At 61.9% G+C, this 17,733-nt stretch carries 20 protein-coding genes and 1 tRNA gene; 5 read left to right on the plus strand and 16 right to left on the minus strand.

The window, feature by feature from the left end; genetic code table 11:
- Window positions 1-123 precede the first annotated feature (123 nt).
- The 4 genes from C481_RS13685 to C481_RS13700 form a co-directional block, all read right to left on the minus strand.
- Window positions 124-489, minus strand: coding sequence for a NifU family protein (locus C481_RS13685; RefSeq protein ID WP_006109826.1), 366 nt, complete (start codon window positions 487-489; stop codon window positions 124-126).
- Window positions 490-564: 75 nt separating this feature from the next.
- The gene (locus tag C481_RS13690) at window positions 565-1,992 is read right to left on the minus strand and encodes an LVIVD repeat-containing protein (protein ID WP_006109827.1); all 1,428 of its coding nucleotides are present in this window, start codon (window positions 1,990-1,992) and stop codon (window positions 565-567) included.
- Window positions 1,993-2,050: 58 nt separating this feature from the next.
- A complete protein-coding gene (locus tag C481_RS13695) occupies window positions 2,051-3,028 on the minus strand; it encodes an ROK family protein (protein WP_006109828.1) in 978 nt (325 codons plus the stop codon).
- Window positions 3,029-3,145: 117 nt separating this feature from the next.
- Complete coding sequence (locus tag C481_RS13700; RefSeq protein WP_006109829.1) at window positions 3,146-3,604, minus strand: universal stress protein; 459 nt, start codon at window positions 3,602-3,604, stop codon at window positions 3,146-3,148.
- A 139-nt stretch (window positions 3,605-3,743) separates the two neighbouring features.
- On the opposite strand from C481_RS13700, the gene C481_RS13705 reads away from it, so the two are divergent.
- Window positions 3,744-4,496 (plus strand): SDR family NAD(P)-dependent oxidoreductase, encoded by a 753-nt coding sequence (locus C481_RS13705; protein ID WP_006109830.1) that lies wholly within the window; start codon window positions 3,744-3,746, stop codon window positions 4,494-4,496.
- Between the two features lie 43 nt (window positions 4,497-4,539).
- Here C481_RS13705 and C481_RS13710 read toward each other — a convergent pair whose 3' ends face one another.
- The gene (locus C481_RS13710; protein ID WP_006109831.1) at window positions 4,540-5,772 is read right to left on the minus strand and encodes a digeranylgeranylglycerophospholipid reductase; all 1,233 of its coding nucleotides are present in this window, start codon (window positions 5,770-5,772) and stop codon (window positions 4,540-4,542) included.
- A gap of 226 nt (window positions 5,773-5,998) precedes the next feature.
- Here C481_RS13710 and C481_RS13715 point away from each other — a divergent pair, with 226 nt between their 5' ends.
- Window positions 5,999-6,778: a DUF7839 domain-containing protein gene (locus C481_RS13715; RefSeq protein WP_006109832.1), complete on the plus strand. Its 780-nt coding sequence runs from the start codon at window positions 5,999-6,001 to the stop codon at window positions 6,776-6,778.
- 29 nt (window positions 6,779-6,807) lie between these two features.
- Here the strand turns inward: C481_RS13715 and C481_RS13720 are convergent, their stop codons facing one another.
- The 6 genes from C481_RS13720 to C481_RS13745 all read right to left on the minus strand — a co-directional run bounded on the left by C481_RS13720 (window position 6,808) and on the right by C481_RS13745 (window position 9,598).
- Window positions 6,808-7,053, minus strand: coding sequence for a hypothetical protein (locus tag C481_RS13720; protein ID WP_049904662.1), 246 nt, complete (start codon window positions 7,051-7,053; stop codon window positions 6,808-6,810).
- A gap of 221 nt (window positions 7,054-7,274) precedes the next feature.
- Window positions 7,275-8,042, minus strand: a complete 768-nt coding sequence (locus C481_RS13725) for a proteasome assembly chaperone family protein (protein ID WP_006109834.1) — start codon at window positions 8,040-8,042, stop codon at window positions 7,275-7,277.
- A 6-nt stretch (window positions 8,043-8,048) separates the two neighbouring features.
- On the minus strand, window positions 8,049-8,228 hold the full coding sequence (locus C481_RS13730; RefSeq protein ID WP_006109835.1) for an RNA-protein complex protein Nop10: 180 nt from the start codon (window positions 8,226-8,228) through the stop codon (window positions 8,049-8,051).
- Between the two features lie 112 nt (window positions 8,229-8,340).
- The gene (locus tag C481_RS13735) at window positions 8,341-9,141 is read right to left on the minus strand and encodes a translation initiation factor IF-2 subunit alpha (protein ID WP_006109836.1); all 801 of its coding nucleotides are present in this window, start codon (window positions 9,139-9,141) and stop codon (window positions 8,341-8,343) included.
- Window positions 9,138-9,311 (minus strand): 30S ribosomal protein S27e, encoded by a 174-nt coding sequence (locus C481_RS13740; RefSeq protein WP_006109837.1) that lies wholly within the window; start codon window positions 9,309-9,311, stop codon window positions 9,138-9,140. The genes C481_RS13735 and C481_RS13740 overlap by 4 nt, the downstream gene beginning before the upstream one ends.
- A gap of 5 nt (window positions 9,312-9,316) precedes the next feature.
- A complete protein-coding gene (locus C481_RS13745; protein ID WP_006109838.1) occupies window positions 9,317-9,598 on the minus strand; it encodes a 50S ribosomal protein L44e in 282 nt (93 codons plus the stop codon).
- Window positions 9,599-9,755: 157 nt separating this feature from the next.
- Between C481_RS13745 and C481_RS13750 the strand changes: the two genes are divergently transcribed.
- The 3 genes from C481_RS13750 (at window position 9,756) to C481_RS13760 (ending at window position 10,720) form a co-directional block, all read left to right on the plus strand.
- Window positions 9,756-10,022: an HAH_0734 family protein gene (locus tag C481_RS13750; protein ID WP_006109839.1), complete on the plus strand. Its 267-nt coding sequence runs from the start codon at window positions 9,756-9,758 to the stop codon at window positions 10,020-10,022.
- Window positions 10,023-10,132: 110 nt separating this feature from the next.
- A complete protein-coding gene (locus tag C481_RS13755; RefSeq protein WP_006109840.1) occupies window positions 10,133-10,585 on the plus strand; it encodes a GtrA family protein in 453 nt (150 codons plus the stop codon).
- Between the two features lie 60 nt (window positions 10,586-10,645).
- A tRNA-Met gene (locus C481_RS13760) sits at window positions 10,646-10,720 on the plus strand.
- A 285-nt stretch (window positions 10,721-11,005) separates the two neighbouring features.
- Here C481_RS13760 and C481_RS13765 read toward each other — a convergent pair.
- The 5 genes from C481_RS13765 to C481_RS13785 all read right to left on the minus strand — a co-directional run bounded on the left by C481_RS13765 (window position 11,006) and on the right by C481_RS13785 (window position 17,655).
- Window positions 11,006-12,370 carry an ABC transporter ATP-binding protein gene (locus tag C481_RS13765; RefSeq protein ID WP_006109841.1) on the minus strand — a complete coding sequence of 455 codons (1,365 nt, stop codon included), beginning with the start codon at window positions 12,368-12,370 and terminating at the stop codon, window positions 11,006-11,008.
- Window positions 12,342-13,433: an ABC transporter ATP-binding protein gene (locus tag C481_RS13770; protein ID WP_152422183.1), complete on the minus strand. Its 1,092-nt coding sequence runs from the start codon at window positions 13,431-13,433 to the stop codon at window positions 12,342-12,344. The genes C481_RS13765 and C481_RS13770 overlap by 29 nt, the downstream gene beginning before the upstream one ends.
- A 227-nt stretch (window positions 13,434-13,660) precedes the next feature.
- On the minus strand, window positions 13,661-14,842 hold the full coding sequence (locus tag C481_RS13775; RefSeq protein ID WP_006109843.1) for an ABC transporter permease: 1,182 nt from the start codon (window positions 14,840-14,842) through the stop codon (window positions 13,661-13,663).
- On the minus strand, window positions 14,842-15,810 hold the full coding sequence (locus C481_RS13780) for an ABC transporter permease (protein WP_006109844.1): 969 nt from the start codon (window positions 15,808-15,810) through the stop codon (window positions 14,842-14,844). Before C481_RS13780 ends, C481_RS13775 begins: the two co-directional genes overlap by 1 nt.
- A 78-nt stretch (window positions 15,811-15,888) precedes the next feature.
- Window positions 15,889-17,655: an ABC transporter substrate-binding protein gene (locus C481_RS13785; protein ID WP_006109845.1), complete on the minus strand. Its 1,767-nt coding sequence runs from the start codon at window positions 17,653-17,655 to the stop codon at window positions 15,889-15,891.
- Window positions 17,656-17,733: the final 78 nt, after the last annotated feature.

A 17,733-nucleotide genomic window follows, 5' to 3' on the forward strand; every position in this document is an offset into this window, starting at 1 on the left:
CGTCATGGTGACTTACTCCGTAACTCGCGCGTAAAAGGATATAGGAACTCTCAAAACTGACCGATCCTGCCAACGACAAGCACACGGCGGATGGGATAGCCACTATCGATCGAGACCGGCAGTTCAGAGGTGGTCCTTTCCGGGATTCGACGATCCCCAGTCGCCGCGGCCGCCTTCGGTCCGGTCGACCCCCATGATCGACTCGGCCTGGTCCGGCCCGCCGAGGCTTTCGCGGGCGTCCGGCACGCGAACCGTCACCTCGTCGATTTCGGGCCACTTGAGGAGTTCAGCCTCGATATTTCCCGTCGTCACGTTGCTGACCGAACAGCCCTTGCACCCACCGCCGAGTTCGATGATGACTTCGCCGGTCTCCGGATCGGCCTCGCGGACCGCGCTGGTTCCGCCGTGCATCTGGATGATCGGCATCTCGCGGGCGAGCCACGTCTCGACGCGTTCCCGAAGCGGCCCGTCGGCGTCGGAATCACTCATTGCCCGCCCTACGAACTCGAGGAGTGAATAGGTTTGGTCCTCGAGCGACCGGACCGTGCACTGCGAACGAACTCGTCAGGAACGCAGTCGGCGACGCAGCCACGCCGCGCCGACCATACCGCCTGCAAGTCCCGTTGCGCCGGTCGCGGCGGTGAACCCGGGAATCGACTCGCCGATGGCGCCGCCGTCGTCACTGCCGGACTCGGTATCGCCGCTGTCCGGGTCCGTCGGGAACGTAACGAGTTCACCCGTCCCCACGTCGGAGATCATTTCGGTGCTGCTCGCGACGAACGCCGTCTCCGGGTCGAGGATGCGGGCGGTCCAGAAGCCGGTCGTTTCGGCGTCGCGCCAGGCGGCGAGTTCGGTTGGATCGGCGGGGTCGGAGACGTCGTGGATCTTGACGCCGCCCTGGTACCAGGCGGAGTAGAGGCGGTCTCCCCGGAGTTCGAAGTTGTGGGCGGTCGTCCACGTGCCGCCGAGGGACTCGTCGTCGGCGGTGGGGGCGTCGATGCTGGCTTGGTGGGTTGGCGTCGTGGGGTCGCTGATGTCGTAAAGGTCGATGCCGCCGGCCCCGTCGGGGTCGTCGCTGCCGGTGGCCCAGGCCTCGCGACCGACGGCCATGAGGTCGCCGGCGTCGTCGACGGCGGCGTAGTGGTCGTTGCCGGGAAGGCTGTACTGGGCCGTCTCGTCGTCGAGCGTGCGCTGTTCGTCGCGGTCCAGTTCGGGGTCGACGACGTGTGACACGTACGTCGGCTCGTCCGGGTCGCTCACGTCGAGCAGGTAGGTGCCGGCGTTCCAGAACGGGAGATACGCGATGTCGTCCTGGACGTAGACGTCGTGGACGTAGCGGGCGAGCCAGTAGAGGTCTTCCCACGAAGAATCGTAATCGAGCAGCGCCCAGCGCCCGCGTTCGGTGACGGTGTCATCACCGAGATCGAAGATGACGAGTTCGTTTGCCGCGGGCGGCGGGCCGTTGGAGACGACGAACAGGCGGTCGCCCTCGAGATAGCAGTTGTGGATGTGAAAGCCGGTTTCGTAGGGTTCGATAGCAGGAGTCGGGTCGGCGGGATCGCTCACGTCGTAGCAGCAAAAGCCGTGAAAGACCGGCTCGGTGGTCGGATTGGCGGGGCCGGGAACGACGAGTCGGTCGCCGTCTACTTCCACGTCGAGGATTTCGATGAGCGGGGTCCCGTCGACCGTGATCCCGCCCTCGCGAGCGAGCACCGTGGGATCCGCGGGATCGGAGACGTCGACGGTGGCAAAGCCCGTCGTGGTCGCGACGTACGCGATTTCGCCGTCGTCACCGACGACGGTTTCGGCCGCGCGGTCGATCTCCACGCGGCCGAGCGGTTCGTACGACGACGGCGTCGCATCCTGGGGCGTCGAACTGACGTTCGACGCGCTATCCTGCGTGGCGGTGGGAGAGCCGGTGGCGGCGGTCGCGGACACCGAAAGAGCGACCCCCGCTGTCAGCCCGGTTCGGAGGAACGATCGGCGGCGCATACAGTCATCTCGACCTGTTGGTCCAAATACTATTGGTTCTCGCGCGAGTTCGTCGGTGTCAGTCTTGGAGGCGGGTCCGATCGCCGGTCCCCTGCGTCAGTGCGCTTGCGATCGCGCCTTCGAGAACGACGTCGTCACCGTGATCGGTCACTCGAATTTCGGGGACGTTCGTCATCACCATATCGGAGACGCGGTCGCGAATCGGATCGACGACTAACGCTTCGTTGTGGAGGGCGACGGCCCCGCCGAAGGAGATCATGATCGGCGCGAACGAGTGGATCACGTTCGTTATCCCCATGGCGTTCCAGTGGGCCAGTTGGTCGATGACGTAATCGGCGAGTTCGTCTTCGCCGGCGAACTCGAAGACGTCTCTGGCGGTGAAGTCGGGGCTCTCGAGGGGGAGATCGGTCGTGATCGTGGGGTCGTCCTCGGCGAGCAAGCGCGCGTAGTCGGGGATGCCGTTGCCCGAGCAGTAGGCTTCCCAGTGGCCGTCACGGCCGCAGCCGCAGGTCAGGCGACCGTGCGGGTCGACGACGCAGTGGCCGACCTCGCCGGCGTTCCCGTCCCAGCCACCGAGTATTTCGCCGTCACAGCAGATGCCGGCTCCGACGCCCGAGGAGATGGTGATGTAGACCATGTCGTCGGGGTTGCGGTCGGCGTGAAAGCGTTCGCCGATGACGCCGGCGGTCGTGTCGTTGTGGAGGTGGACTTCGTCGGTATCGAGCAACTTTTCGATCGGTCCCGTGAGCGGAATGCGGTCGATCGAGTCCGGGAGATTCGCCGGATCGATCACGGCACCTTCCGCGAGGTCGAACGGGCCGATCGAGCCGATACCCGCGGCGGCGACCTCGCCCGGCGTGACGCCGGCGTCGCCGCAGGCTTCTCGGAGCGTTCGAAGAACGCCTTCCGTAATGTCGATTCCCGTCGGTCCACGTGGTGTGGCGTTCCGACTGACGCCGATCGTCGTCCCGTCGTCCGTAGCGACGGCTGCCCGGACGTTCGTCGCGCCGAGATCGACGCCCGCATAGTAGACCATCCTATTCGAATGAGCGCCGCGGCGTTACTTAACTACACATATTGTACTCGGCGACGAGTAGTGACTGCGACAGATTTCGTTCCGTGTTATCGACCGGCTACCGACGATCGGCGATACTCACTCGCCCTCGTTCCGGACGAACGTCACCGGACAGGGGGCCGAGAGGAGTACTTCCTGTGCGGTCGAGCCGAAGACTGCCTTCCCCGTCGGCGACCGCCGCCGCCCACCGACGACGACCCGATCGGCGTCGACTGCCGTTGCCATATCGACGATCGCTGGCCCGTGGTCGCCGACGGCCCCTCGCGTCTCGTAGTCGATTTCGTACTCGTCGAGCGTCTCCTGTAATTCCCTGATCGTCGAGTGGCGCATCGCGACTTCGTCCGGATCGTCCTCCGCCGCCTCAGTATCGAAATCCAGGCGGGTCAATACCTCGTCGTACTCGGAACTGGTAAAGACGTGGCCGAGAACGACCGTCGCATCCGCTGGCGCTGCGATTTCGACGACAGTTTCTGCCAGTTTCTCGCTTCGATCAGCATCACCCGGTCCAACCGCGAGAAGGACGGTTTGTAGCGTCATGTCTCGACTATATCCGCCATCCTACTTAAGTGTCAGACCTGGTGTCCAAACTGGCGTTGCGGAGCCAGGGACAGCACCGATAGCGCTTCCCGAAGCCCACTGGCGAGCCATTTTTCCACCCACCCGATGAGAACTCCGTATGAACGATCCAGCACTCGATGGCCGTACGGTCCTCGTGACGGGAAGCGCCCGCGGCATCGGACGTGAACTCTTGCTTTCGATGGCCGACCGCGGCGCACGAACCGCCGTTCACTATCACACGAGCGCCGAGGTCGCCCGCGAAGTCGCCGCGGAAGCGCGCAGTCGCGGTGCCGAAGACACGATGACCGTCCAGGGCGACGTTACCGATCCCGACAGTGTCGACGGCCTCTTCACCGCGGTCGAATCCGAACTCGGCTCCGTCGATATCCTCGTCAACAACGTCGGCGACTTCGCACCACGCCGCTGGGACGAACTCGAGTTCGAAACGTGGAACCGCGTTCTCGAGACCAATCTCAACGGGACCTATCTCTGCTCGAAGCGGGCGCTCCCGGCGATGCACGAGAGCGACAGCGACGGCGAGTACGGTCGTATCGTCAATATCGGCTACGCCTCGAGCGAGAAAGGGCTCGTCAGCCCGGTGAACTTCCCGTATTTCGTCGCAAAAGCGGGCGTAGTAATGTTCACCCGGATGCTCGCTGCGGAGACGCAAGACGACGGTATCACCGTCAACGCGATTTCGCCGTACGTCGTCGAGAACTCCGAGGAGTTCCCCGAGGAACTGCCGCGCGATCGTCCCGCGAGTTTCGACGATCTGATCCAGCCGCTGCTGTTTTTCCTCGATCCGGATTCGGCATACGTTAGCGGCGAGAACGTCGAAGTGGACGGCGGCTGGCTACCGGAACGCGTCTGAGCTTCCGGAACACGTCTCGAGACGACCGCTGAGTTCGTCCGCCTCAGAAACCGAACTCCTGTTTCGCAAACTGGGCGAGCAGTGGCACGTCCTCGAGACCGACGAGTTGTGAGATAGCACGGACGTTTCCCCGGTTTGCCTTCGCCAGCGTGTCGTCGTCGAGTCGGTTTAGATCCTGCATCAGTCGGTCGTAGCGGTCGTTATCCGCGAGATACAGGAGTTTCGTCATCCACAGTCGATTTTGCATGTTCGGGGCGACCTCGCGGTGCCAGAGCGTCTCGTAGACCTCGAGATTCTCCGCAGTTGGCTCGATATTACCGTGTTTGAGGCAGCTATCGGCCGCTGCTGCAGCCATCCGACCGGACTGCATACACTTGTTGATCCCCTCCCCCCAGAGCGGATCGACCGTCGGTACGGTGTCGCCGATCGCCATGAAGCGGTCAGTGTGGAGTTTGCTCGGCATCTGGATGTGCGCCGAGCCACGGTGTTGCTTCTCTTCGAGACGGGTCGCGCTCTGAAAACGCGGATCGGTATCGACCCAGTGGTCGAGATAGTCGTCGATACTGAACCCGTCGCGGGCATACTGCGCGTGGCTCTCGTTTTGAATGTAACAGAGGCCAACCTTGGCCGTGTCCTCACCGGTATGGAAGATCCACGAGTAGCCACCAGGTGCGATTTCGTGATCCAATCGGAGCATCATCGCGTCGCGTAGGTCCGCGAACCCGGGTCGATCGACGTCGATCCCCTCGAACTCGTATTCGATCCCGATCGCGTGGTTCTCCCGCTTGAGGTCCGTCACGCCCAGTTTCTTCGCAAGCGGCGCTGCCGGTCCCGTCGCATCGATGATGATCTCGCCGTAGACCTCCTCGTCGCCGTTGTACGTCACGCCGACGATCTCATCACCCTCCGTAATCGGGGCCGTGACCCGCGAATCGAAGCGATACTCCGCCCCCGCGGCCTGGCCTTCCTCGGCGAGAAACCGCTTGAAGTCAGCGAACTCGAGAACTGCCCCGGACTGTTCTTTCACGTAGTGGTCCGTCGGCGACTCGAGGACGACGCTGTCGGTGTACTGCATCACCACCTCGTCCGGAATGCCAAACGCAGACATCATCGACGGAAACGTTCCCGCCGTCGACTTGTTGCTCTGGCGCGGGAATTCCTCCTCGACCTCGGTTTCGAGGACGACGACATCGTACCCTCTCGTCGCGAGGTCACGGGCGCACTGGGCACCGGCGGGTCCGGCACCGGCGATCACCACGTCGTGGCGGTCGTTCATACTCTTGTGACTCTGTCGAACCCTAATGAGTTTGTTCAGTCGTCGCTGCGAGCTGGCCGCACTCAGGAAACGGTGCGCGGACCGGTCTCTCGAGTGCAACTGCGGCGAGTTACTACTGGATCGAGGCGCTTGTAGCTTTCACCGCCCGGGCAACGAGCGCAGCGTCTGTGGTCGATTCGACGTGTCGACCGCGTACCTTTTTGCCACCCCTCGAAAAATGCACCGTATGGTCGACGTCCTCGACAACAAACGGGCCGCGACGCGATTCCGGATCCTCGTCCAGATCGCCGAGCGCCAGCCCGCCGTCAGCCAGGGGGAGATCGCCGAGGAAGTCGGCGTCACGAGCCAGGCCGTCAGCGAGTACATTCGCGAACTCGTCGACGACGGGCTCGTCGAGAAGGAAGGCCGCTCGCGCTATCGCGTCACTCGTGAAGGTGTCGACTGGCTCTTCCACGCCGCCGACAACGTTCGTCGCTTCGCAGACCACGTCACCGGCGACGTGCTCGCCGCGATGAGCGAAGACGCCTACATCGCCACCGACGACATCGAAGAGGGCGACACCGTCTCGCTCTCGCTCGAAAACGGCCTCCTTCACGCCACACCCGGCGGCGACGGACCTGCAACCGGCATCGCCACCACCGACGCCGAAGCCGGCACCGACGTCGGCGTGACGAGCTTCGAGGGCGTAATGGAACTCGAACCCGGCTCCGTGACGGTGCTCCAGGTCCCCTCCGTGCGAACCGGCGGCAGCCGAGCGATCGATGCGGCCACCGTGACCGACGCCTGCGACGACGCCGAACTCGTCGTCGCAACCGGCGTCGAAGCCGTCGTCGCCTGCCGGCGGGCCACCGTCGAACCCGCGGTTACGTTCGCCGTCGGCACGGTCGCCGCCGACGCCGCCGAACACGGACTCGACGTTACCGCAATCGCGACTACCGATGCCGTCGGCCGTGTTACTGATGCGCTTCGTGACGCCGATGTCGCCTACGAAGTACTCGAAGGCTAGGGGCCGGCGAGACGCCGCGGCTCGTTTCGTCACTGGGCCGGCAGTTGGTCGGCGATTCCCTCGAAAACCGTTTTTGGAATGTGATAGAGCTGTTCGCCGCCCATCGAGTGAGTTTCTTTGACGAGAACGATTTCGTTTTCGATATATTGCTTCTCGACGTTCGCAACGAATTTCGCCTCGTACTTGGAAATCGAGTTCGCCGACTCGTCGTTTCCGAAATCACGGATCGTAGTCCATTCGTCGCTATTAAGCAATGTTTGGGCTCTCCTTTGCATTACAGGCACATGATTATGGATTTGGATGGATAACTCTTCCCATAATAGGAACTAAGATCTATAGAGGCCCTAGAATAGCCTCTCCTATGGAAAGAATCTGCCACTCCCTATACCTCTCCGACATATTATTCACAAAATACCAATAGAAAGTACACGGACACACAGGTCCGCGCTGTTACCTGCGGCCCGAGACTCCCACCTCCTCACTCTCGCAACCGAGTTCAGCCGATGTACCGCAAGTCGTCGTCCGTCGGTACGTCCATCTGCTGTTGCTGTTCCATCTCCTGTATCTTGCCGATCACGCCCTCCATCTCGTCGGCCCGCTCGTCGAGCGTCTCGTAGTCCAGTTCGATGTCGAGTACGTCCTCGAGCACTTCGAGGACGGCGCGCGCGCTCTTCGGGTCGACGAGATATCCACTCGTCTCACCCATCAGACACGCGGCCTCGAATCCGCGGCGCTCGCCGAGTCCGAGGAGGAGCCCCGAGACACCGACGATGCCACCCGCCGGCTCGTCTTCCCTGAACTCGACACCGGCTTCCTCGAGTTCACCGAGCATCGACTCGTCGCTGACCGCGCCGACGACGGCGTACTCGTCGATGAGTTCACCCGTCGGCACGCCGCCGAGCGCGAACACTTCGCTCGCGCCGAACTCCTCGGCGATGTCGAGGAAGGCACTCGTCAGCACGTAGTGTCCTTCGTTGGTCTGGGCCTGGTGGTCGCCGGTCAGTAAGAGTAAATCTCGGCCCTCGGTCGGAGAAACCGCGTAAATCTCGACGCAGGTGAGTTCCGAGACGCCACCCTCGATGCTCACCTGCGGCGGGAACTCGTGTGAGTACACCCGTCTGACGAGCGTACTTTCACCGTCGAGTTCTTCGAGCAGGTGGTCGACGGCGAGTTTGCCGACGTGCCCGACGCCCGGCAGCCCCTCGACGAGTACGGGGTCGTCCAGTGCAGCCTCGGCGACCGCGTCGATGTCGAGTTCGTCCATACCCTATCAGCGGTTGCGACGTTTAAGAGCGCGTCGGTACTCGCCGTAGGGGTCTTCCGGATCGAAGGGAGCGGGGGCGCTGTTCTCGGTGGGTGCGCCACAGTCGGGACACGTTTCAGACAGGCTGTACCGTGGCCGGTCGTGTTGGTCGCGCCACGCCGAACAGACACGGATGTCGGATTTCATTGGATCTGTGGTGTGAGTCTGGATACGACGGATCGATTCGATGCTGCCGATCCGAACGCTCGGGGTGCAAGACCGCGTCTCGCCCCGTCATCGTTGTCTGGGCCGCGTTCTACTACTCCTCGTCCGTTCGGGGATCGCGGTGATACTCGCCGTCGCCGCCGTGACCCTCGATGGCGGCGATTGCACGCTGGGCGCTCTCCTCAAGTTGGGATTCGGCTGTCTTGTAGTTGGGTGCCTGCACGCGGATGCGGTACTCGGGCGCGCCGACGTAGGTGACGTCGAGGTCGACCTCTTCGGGCACCTCGCCGTTTCCTTCGGCTGCGGTCAGCGCCTCGCGGATCCCGTCGACGCCGCTTGCGGACGGGTTCTCGAGGTCGACGTAGCCGGTGACGTTGACGTACGGCACCGAGACGTTTTCGCGGGCGGTTTCGACGAGCGCGTCGATCTCCTCGTCCGTGAGTTCGGTGTCTTCGAGCGCCTCGTGACCGTGGATCGCGGCCTGCTTGAAGCCCTCGTAGAGGCTGCCGTGAGCACCGATCAGTTCGTTTGCGATCGCGGTGTATTCCTCGTCTTCGATCTCTTCGCCCGTCGCCAGATCCATCCAGTTGTCGGCCTTCTGCTCGTTTTTCCACTGCTGGATCTTCTCGGAGCGCTGGTGATCGTTGACGTCCTTGAGCGAGAGATCGATCTGCTGGGACCCCTCGTCAACGTCTAGGACCTTACAGACGACGATCTGGCCCTCGCGGACGTGGTCGCGGACGTTCTTGATCCATCCGCTTGCGACCTCGGAGATGTGAATCAGGCCGCGCTTGTCCTTGTACTCCTCGAGATCGACGAAGACACCGAAGTCTTCGATCTCGTCGATCTTGCCGACGACGAGTTCGCCGGGGTCGGGCCAGCCGCTATACTTCATCGTGACTCGACTGTGTCCGTGATCTCGTGTTCGATCTCGGCCTTGCCACCGGTCGGTCGCGCGAGAGTGGTGCCACAGACGGCACAGGCGACCTCCGTCGCGGCCTTGCCGAAGACGGTCTGTTCGTTCTCGCAGTCACTGCAGCGAACGGTGTAGAAATTTCCTGCCATTGAAATCACTCCTGGAACTCGAGTCGGCCGGCGCGCCATCCTTCGCGGAGGTGGGCCTTGCCACACTCGCTGCAACGGTACTTGAGGTCGGTCTTCTTGGTGGGCTTTTCGCCGCCGGGAACCTTCGAGAAGCGACCCGAGTTCCCGATCGTTGCGCTGTTACGCCGGGTTCGGCGAGCGTCCCATTTCATGCCGGAGGAACGACCCGATCGGGACTTCTCGACTTCGTGTTCGTGATGTTCGTTACAGTGCGGACAATACGTATTGAATCGGCGTGGCATCTGCATGGTTATCTCACTTGACGTGGGCTAAGATAGCGCCGTTTAAAACCCGTTTGGTTCGTCGTCGGATCCGCTCCGGGAACGCTACCGCAAGACCCCTTCCGCTCTCTCGTGTGCGCACGCGTTCGAAGCGTTTAATCTCCTCTCGTGAGAACTCGCCCGTATGAAACAGCTCATCATCCGCGGCGATCCCGGGATCAGAAAGGGTGCGATCATCGAAATCGACGGTGAGCGAGTGGTCTGTTTCGGGATCAACCGCAACGGCGAGTGGCACGGCCCCGAGGAGGTCCAATTGTGGTGTACCGTCGGCGCTGAATCCGAATACGGGGACTTCGAACGCCGAAACTTCATCCCTCACTTCCTCGATGTCGAACGCGTCGATGCCGACGCCGTCGAAGTCGTCCGGCCGCAGGGTGAACTCGCGGTCTAAGTCGGCGCGCCCGGCTGTCGTGCAATCGTAAGACGGACCCCGACAGATCCGTCAGTGGGCGATCGCGTCGAGAATCGAGTGCTGAGCGAAACCGGGCCTGGTATTCGACGATGACCGACTCTTTCGGTGAGACGATTCGGACGCGACTCCGTGCGCTTCACTCGGCGAGCCGGTTCCGCCAGTTCGCAGGCGTCGGACTCGTCGGTGCAACGGTGGATATCGGCACGTTAATCCTCCTGGTCGAGGCGATGGAGGTCTCGGCCGTCCCGGGAAAAGCCCTCTCTTGGGAGCTCTCGATCGTGGTTATCTTCGTCCTCAATGAGTGGTGGACGTTCGCCAGCCACGGCGAGATGCACTTGCGAGCCCTGGGCGCACGATTTCTGCGGTCGAACGCGGTACGATTCCTGGGATTTCTGGTGACACTCGGCGTCTTTACGCTGTTGGTCAACAGCGCCGGGCTCTGGTATGGTGTGGCGAACGTCCTCGGGATCGGCGTGGGATTCTTCGTCAACTACACCTGTGAGAGTCTCTACACGTGGCGGGTCCACCGCGATGAACGGTAGAAACCCCCATGCGGCGGTCGAATCACAACCCTTAACTAGCACACCGGGTTACGATATGGTAGCGGGATGGGATAGCCAGGAGATTCCGGCGGGCTCATAACCCGCAGACCGGTAGTTCAAATCTACCTCCCGCTATACTTCTGCCGGAGCAAACTTCTGACCGACAAGTTCGTTTCGTCACTCGGATCAGTCACGTCGTTCAGACACCGGTACCGGACGAAAGCGTTTCTCTCTCGTCGTCCCAGGCTGTTCCCAGCCGATGGGCTAGTACTATCAGTGACATTTGAGACGGAGGTCGGGCCGTTCCACGTCCCGAGTACGGTGCTTCTTCCGTGACGTCTGGCTGTCGCTGCTCCAGATCTCTAAGAGAAAGATCACTGAGTAACGTACCGGGATCTGTAGACACCACCGAAGTGATGGTCAATCCGACCGCACCGTCTGCTCGAGTTCAGTCGGCGGCAGTTCGTTTTCGAGGCGAAGACAGGAGGCGGTCTGTCCGGCCGTCGCGTCCTCGAGCGTCGGAGACTGTGACTCGCAGGGCGTCGCGAATTCGGTTGCGAGTCGCTCGCGGGCGGCCGCCGGATTGCCGCTGACGAGGTCGTCGAGTGCCGCTTCGAGGACGGATTCCGCCCGGGAATCGCCGAGCGATTGCGGGATGGCGAACTCGTCGCGAAGGCGGGCTTTCGTTTCGGTGGCGGACACGTCGTCGGGAGTTTCGGAGGGTTCTCGCTCGGTGACGACTCCCTCGCGGATGGCATCGACGTCGACGGTGCCCCCGTCGAGTTTCTGTCGCAGATCCATGACGCGACGCCAGACCGACTGCTCGAACGCGTAGTCATCGGGTTGAATGAGCTCCGGGCAGCGGGTGTGGAACCGACACCCGGTCGGTGGATTCGATGGACTCGGCACGTCGCCGGTGAGTTCGATACCCGTCCCGCGGTCCGTCGGATCGGCGGTCGGGATCGATGCCAGCAGTGCTCGAGTATAGGGATGCTGCGGGTTCGTAAAGACCTCCGACGCCGTCCCGAGTTCGACGATTTCGCCGAGATACATCACGGCGACTCGGTCACAGATCTGGCGGATAACGGCCAGGTTATGGCTGATGATCAGGATACTCAGCCCGAAGGACTCCTGCAGGTCGGTCATTAACGCCAGGATCTCGGATTGGATCGAAACGTCGAGCGCGGACACCGGTTCGTCGGCGATAATCATGTCGGGGTTCATCGAGAGCGCCCGTGCAAGGCCGACTCGCTGTTTCTGTCCGCCGCTGAGTTCGTGCGGATACCGATCCGCATCCCCCGCCGCTAGTCCCACCCGTTCGAGCAGGTCCACGACGATCTCGCGTCGCCGGCTCGCGTCCGTCAGGCCCTGTACGGCCAGTGGCTCGGCGATCGCCTCGCCGATACTCATCCGCGGATCGAAACTCGATTCCGGGTCCTGAAAGATCATCTGTACCCGCCGTCGGAACGCCTTCAGTTCCGCCTGATCGTACCGGGTGATGTCTTCCCCGTCGAATCGAACCGTCCCCTCGGTCGGCTCCTCGAGCCGGATCAGTGAACTCGCGGCAGTCGATTTTCCACAGCCGCTCTCACCGACGATTCCGACGGTTTCGCCCGGGTACACGTCGAAGTCGATACCATCGACGGCACGAACGCGACCGACTTCTTTCGAACGGAGCCCCGTCGTGATCGGGTAGTGTTTCGTCAGGTTTCGCACCGAGAGCAGCGGTGCTTCGGTCCGAGCTGCACCCGACTGGTCACTCACGGGCGACACCCCCTTCCCCATCTCGAGTGCCAACTGTCCGACCGGATGGCCGTTCCTGCGGCACCGACGATCGGTCAGCGTCGAGCTGATCGAGGACGGACGGATCAGCAGCCGACCGGTAATGGACACACGAGACTTCGTGCTCGATGTCTTCGTCCCGGGCCTCTCCACCGACGGATTCGAAGACCGGCTGTTCGCCGACCGTACACTCCTCGACCGCGTACGGACACCGATCTGCGAACCGACAGCCCGTCGGCGGCGCCGTCGGGTCCGGAAGCGATCCCGGAATGCCGCCGAGCGATCCGCGTCCGGGAAGACATTCGAGCAGCGCCTTCGTGTACGGATGGGACGGCGACTCGAAGACGTCGTAGACGCTACCCCGTTCCATCACCTTCCCGGCGTACATGACGACGACGCGGTCCGCGATTTCGGCGACGACGCCGAGATCGTGCGTGATAAAGACGATGCTCATCCCGAAGTCGGCCTGTAGCTCCCGGAGGAGGGTGAGAATCTGGGCCTGAATGGTCACGTCCAGCGCCGTCGTCGGCTCGTCCGCGATGAGCAGATCCGGCTGGCACGCAAGCGCCATGGCGATCATCACTCGCTGTTTCATCCCGCCGCTTAGCTCGTGAGGATAATCGTCGAGACGTGAACTCGCCTCGGGAATGCCGACGCGATTGAGGAGGTCGACGGCGTCCTCGCGAGCGGCGTCATCGTCGACGTTTCGGTGGAGTTGGATCGCCTCGATGAGTTGCCAGCCGACGGTGTAAACCGGGTTGAGCGCACCCTGTGGGTTCTGGAAGATGTGGCTGATCCTCGCCCCGCGGATGTCGGTGAGTTCGTCCTCGGTTCGCGACGCGAGGTCGATGCCGTCGAAGACGACCGAGCCGTCGGCGATCGATCCAGGCGGACTCTTGAAGAGTTGAGTGATCGACTCGCTGGTTACCGTCTTTCCGCTGCCGCTTTCGCCGACGATACAGACCGTTTCACCGCGTTGTACGGTGAAATCGATGCCGTCGACCGCGTGTACCGTTCCGTCGTCGGTATCGAACACCGTTTTCAAATTCTCGACGGTGAGCAGCATCTCGTCGGTTTTCGCGTCGGAAGACGCTTCGGCTGCGGTACTGTCGTGTGCCGGGGAGTCCGTACTCGTATTCGAGTTCACGATTGTTTTGTTTCCGCGTGCGTTTGCGTTGATGGTACTGGCTGGTGTCGAACGACTCGTTGCTGTGGAACCGTCGTTCGCAGTCGGTATCGACGGCGTCTGGTCAGTCTGAGGCGGATGGGTCGTGTTGTCCGGTCGGTTTGTAGTCATTGGTCACCACCTTCCGCACGTGGGTCCAGCGCGTCACGGAGTGCGTCTCCGACGAAGTTGAACGCGAGAATCGTAAAGAACAGGAAGATACCGGGAATCGTCGAGACCCACCAGGCGTTCGGTAGATCGTTCCTCCCGGAGGCGATGACTTCGCCCCACGAGGGAACCGTCGGATCGCCGAGGCCGAGAAATGCCAGACTCGCCTCGAAAAGGATCAGGCCCGGTATCAACAGGGTCACGGCCGTGATAACGCTGTTAGAGACGTTCGGCAGGAGGTGACGACGCATCGTCCAGTAGCCGCTCGCGCCGGCGTTTTTCGCCGCCAAGACGTATTCTTCCTCGCGGCGCTGGAGCGCCTCGCTGCGGACGATGCGAGCGATGCCGCCCCATCCGAGCAGCCCGAAGATGACGATCATGCTGAAGAGACTCCCACCGTAGAGGTAGACGATCATGAGGTACAGGAAGAACGTCGGGAACGTAATCTGGATATCGACGTATCGCATGAGTGCAGCGTCGATCCAGCCGCCGAAGTAGGCGGCGCTCACGCCGACGATAGCCGCGATGGTAATCGTGATCAGCGCGGCGATCAGGCCGACCTGCATGCTGACCTCCATGCCGTAGATGACCGAGACGAGAATGTCCTTTCCCTCGTGGGTCGTTCCGAACGGATGGGCCCAGGTGCCGTGACAGCTCCCGCCGGCAACTTCGCCAGCACACTCGACGGGGAGCCAGTTGGGAGCCGACGTAAAGACCGGCGGCTGGTAGGCGTTGCTCGAATCGACGGTCGGCTGCTCAAGGAATCGCGGTCCGATCGAGCCGATGAGAAAGATCACGCCCAGATAGAGGAGACTGGCGACCGCCGCCCTGTTCTTTCGAAACTGCTGCCAGTAGTACCTCGTCATGCGCCCGTTCTCGTACAGCGGCACGACGACGCCGACGAGAATCGTCAACAGCGTCAGAATGTACAGCCAGTCGAGCGCCTGGAGGGAGATTCCGAGCGGTTCGATCGTGTCTGCCCTCGAGGGCTTGAGGACGTAGTCGTAGAGGAGACCGACAGCGAACAGGACATATACACCGATTGTGACGATCGTCTTGCGCGAGAACGATCGCGTTGTTTCGTCGATATCGTCCCAATCGACGTCCTCGAACGTTTCCCGCGGCTCGTTATCGACTGCCATCAGGAATCACCGTAATCGATACGCGGATCGAGTATCGTGTAGGCGATATCCTGCGCCAGGTTTCCGACGATCGTCAGAAACGCCGGCAGCAACACGGTTCCCATCACAAGCGACGTATCCTGATCCCTAATTGCCTCGAAACTCAGCGTCCCTAGTCCGGGAATGCCAAAGACGACCTCGATCAGGTACGACGAGACGAGGATGATCCCCAGCAAGTCCCCGACAAGAATCGTCGCAATCGGCACCGACGCGGGCCGGAAAATATGGCGAGTGAGCACGCGCCAGTCCCCGACCCCCTTCGCCTTCGCCGTCTTGACGAACTCGGCTTCGACGTACTCGAGCGCCTCCGCCCGCGAGTACCGCATCAGACTCGCGATCGAACTCAACGTCAAGACTACGATCGGCAGTATAAACTGTGCCAGGTTTTCGAGCGAGAACGTTGCGGCCGTCGTATCGAAGATGATCGGGACCCAGCCGAGTATGCCGCTGAAGAGTACGAAGAGCACGATTCCGAACCAGAAGTCCGGAATGCTCAGCCCGAAGAAGGCAAAGAACGTCGCTGCGTAGTCACCGCGGGTGTACTGGTTCGTCGCGGAGTACAGGCCGATCGCAACGCCGAGCACCGACGAAATGAGAATCGACGGCACGGCGTACATCATCGAATACGGGATTGCCTCCGCTATCGCCGTCGTCACCGGCTGCGAGCGCGTTTCCGACCATCCCCAGTCGAGCGAGAGCATGTTGCCCATGTACTCTATATACTGGACGTGAATCGGCTGGTCGTAGCCGTGGTAACTCTCGTACGCAGCGCCGATTGCCTCGGGATCGTCCCCAGCCTGTGCCGCCTGAAACTGGAGTTGGGCGAGTTGCGTGTCCGGGGTGAAATAAAGCAACAAGAATGTTAGCGTCAGTACGATCAACGACGCGACGACTGCCCACGCGACGCGACGCAGAATGTAGGTTGCCATACTCACGAGCCATCACCGAGCAGGTCGAATGCAAATCCGATCATAATACGGGGTAAATATCGATCACAATGTGCGGCTCTACGCCTCGTCGAATGCCCAGGTGCGATCGTCCCACGACTGGCCGAACTCCTCTTCGGGCCCGTCAACGCGGCTGCGGTAGCCGATAATATCGTCGCTCATCGAGACGAAATTGACCGGTTGGTCCCCGCTCAAAATACCGAAGATCTCGGCCATGGTCGCCTCGCGTTCCGCCTGGTCCGTCGAGGTCCGAACGGTCTCGAACATCAATGCCAAATCTTCGTCCGGAACGTAGCCATAGTAGTTCGTTGGGGCCCGTTCCGTCCAGAACGCATCGATCGCCGCCGGGGTCCGTGGATACGTGTTGAAATTGATCCCGTACATCAGATCCCAGTCCTCCGAACTCGCGGAATTGTCCCGCGGGCCGTCGTTGTTCGGCCCGCCGGTCCACGGTTGCTCATCCTCCGTACCCTGCCACGAGTTCTGCACGTAGTTCGGAAGCATCTGGTCGAAGGAAACCGACTCGAACTCGATGTCGATGCCGATAGCGGACAGTTCCTCGCCCATGAACTCGGCCGTCGTCTTCGTGGTTTCGGTGCCGCGGGAGTAGACCAGCGTGAGCGTGACCTGCTCGCCGTCGGGCCCGACGAGGGTATCGCCGTCGTAGCCGTAGTCCGAGCTCAGGTTGGCTTCGAGGCGGTCGCGAGCGCCGGCCTGGTCGTAGCTGTCGCCCTCGCCGAACTGAGTAACCTCCGACTCGTCGTACCACTCGGACCAGTGTGGCTGGAACGTGTGGGCGGTTTCGGCGTAGCCGCGGAGAATATTCTCGGTGATTTCGACCTTGTCGATGGCCATCGACAGCGCCTGACGGACTTCGCGCGTGCGTAGTTCCTCCCAGCCGTTCATCCGCTGGTTGTACGCGAGAATCGTCAGATACGAGTACGGCACTTCCATTATCTCGACGTCGGACCGCCCCTCGAACCGTTCGACGCGGGTCGATGGGACGTTCGTTTGGTCGATTTCGCCCTGCTCCAGGGCGGTCATTCGGGGGCTTTCCTCGCTCATTGTGTGCCAGGAGTACGCCTCGAAATTCGGCGCGGTCTGCCAGGCTTCGATCTGCTCCTCGCTCACGTAATCGGGGAAGTCCTCGGCGTCGAGTTCGGTCATGTAGTAGTCGTCGTTTTTGACCGCGACGAACTCGGAGCCGCGATCCCAGCGCTCGAAGGTATAGGCACCCAGATTCCCGGTGTACGCGAGTTCTTGAATCTCGTCGTCCTGATCGAGTCCCGCTCCGTCCTGCTCGTCGACGTACGGTTCGAGGAGCCCTTTCGGCAGACAGTACGACCCCCAGAGGACCGGCTCGAACGGCCAGTCGGCGTTCGGACGTTCGAGTTCGATCTGGAACTCGAGTTCGCCGGTTTGTTCGACGGTGACTCCGGCCCAGTTACCGGCGGCCTCGGAGAGCGCCCAGTTGTCCGTTCCCTGGTGGACTTCCTGGATCAGATACACCCAGTCTTCGGCGGTCATCTGACCGTAGTCACCGCCCCATTCGAGGTTGTCCCGGAGGGTCGCGACGTACACCTGCGAGTCGCCGGTGTCCTCGACATCCAACCAGAGCGGAAAGAGTTGGGTATCGCTGGTGATGGTGTAGGCGCTGTCCATCGTCAACGCAAGGCGATCGCCGGTGTTCTGATCGGACACCTGAATGAAGTTCAGCGATTCGGCATCCGTCGTGTCTGCAGCAGCATATCCGTTTCCTCCCCCGCTGTCGCTACCGAGACAGCCGGCAGCTCCGATCACGCCTGCTGCAGTAAGGCCCTGCAGCACACGGCGACGATTGATACCATTCCGGTATCGTTTGTTATTCTCCACCATGCAGATATGGTCCAAACACAGATATAAATA

The sequence above is a fragment of the Natrialba asiatica DSM 12278 genome (assembly GCF_000337555.1).
GTDB classification, from domain to species: Archaea; Halobacteriota; Halobacteria; order Halobacteriales; family Natrialbaceae; genus Natrialba; species Natrialba asiatica.

Excerpts from the sequence above, each read along its gene's own strand:
- C481_RS13740 (WP_006109837.1), bottom strand. The coding sequence starts at position 9,311 with ATGGCAGGAAATTTCTACACCGTTCGCTGCAGTGACTGCGAGAACGAA.
- C481_RS13685 (WP_006109826.1), bottom strand. The coding sequence starts at position 489 with ATGAGTGATTCCGACGCCGACGGGCCGCTTCGGGAACGCGTCGAGACG.
- C481_RS13690 (WP_006109827.1), bottom strand. The coding sequence starts at position 1,992 with ATGCGCCGCCGATCGTTCCTCCGAACCGGGCTGACAGCGGGGGTCGCT.
- C481_RS13695 (WP_006109828.1), bottom strand. The coding sequence starts at position 3,028 with ATGGTCTACTATGCGGGCGTCGATCTCGGCGCGACGAACGTCCGGGCA.
- C481_RS13755 (WP_006109840.1), top strand. The coding sequence starts at position 10,133 with ATGACCGACTCTTTCGGTGAGACGATTCGGACGCGACTCCGTGCGCTT.
- C481_RS13710 (WP_006109831.1), bottom strand. The coding sequence starts at position 5,772 with ATGAACGACCGCCACGACGTGGTGATCGCCGGTGCCGGACCCGCCGGT.
- C481_RS13775 (WP_006109843.1), bottom strand. The coding sequence starts at position 14,842 with ATGGCAGTCGATAACGAGCCGCGGGAAACGTTCGAGGACGTCGATTGG.
- C481_RS13720 (WP_049904662.1), bottom strand. The coding sequence starts at position 7,053 with ATGCAAAGGAGAGCCCAAACATTGCTTAATAGCGACGAATGGACTACG.
- C481_RS13715 (WP_006109832.1), top strand. The coding sequence starts at position 5,999 with ATGGTCGACGTCCTCGACAACAAACGGGCCGCGACGCGATTCCGGATC.
- C481_RS13780 (WP_006109844.1), bottom strand. The coding sequence starts at position 15,810 with ATGGCAACCTACATTCTGCGTCGCGTCGCGTGGGCAGTCGTCGCGTCG.
- C481_RS13730 (WP_006109835.1), bottom strand. The coding sequence starts at position 8,228 with ATGAAATCCGACATCCGTGTCTGTTCGGCGTGGCGCGACCAACACGAC.
- C481_RS13750 (WP_006109839.1), top strand. The coding sequence starts at position 9,756 with ATGAAACAGCTCATCATCCGCGGCGATCCCGGGATCAGAAAGGGTGCG.
- C481_RS13765 (WP_006109841.1), bottom strand. The coding sequence starts at position 12,370 with ATGGGGAAGGGGGTGTCGCCCGTGAGTGACCAGTCGGGTGCAGCTCGG.
- C481_RS13735 (WP_006109836.1), bottom strand. The coding sequence starts at position 9,141 with ATGAAGTATAGCGGCTGGCCCGACCCCGGCGAACTCGTCGTCGGCAAG.
- C481_RS13770 (WP_152422183.1), bottom strand. The coding sequence starts at position 13,433 with ATGCTGCTCACCGTCGAGAATTTGAAAACGGTGTTCGATACCGACGAC.
- C481_RS13700 (WP_006109829.1), bottom strand. The coding sequence starts at position 3,604 with ATGACGCTACAAACCGTCCTTCTCGCGGTTGGACCGGGTGATGCTGAT.
- C481_RS13725 (WP_006109834.1), bottom strand. The coding sequence starts at position 8,042 with ATGGACGAACTCGACATCGACGCGGTCGCCGAGGCTGCACTGGACGAC.
- C481_RS13705 (WP_006109830.1), top strand. The coding sequence starts at position 3,744 with ATGAACGATCCAGCACTCGATGGCCGTACGGTCCTCGTGACGGGAAGC.
- C481_RS13745 (WP_006109838.1), bottom strand. The coding sequence starts at position 9,598 with ATGCAGATGCCACGCCGATTCAATACGTATTGTCCGCACTGTAACGAA.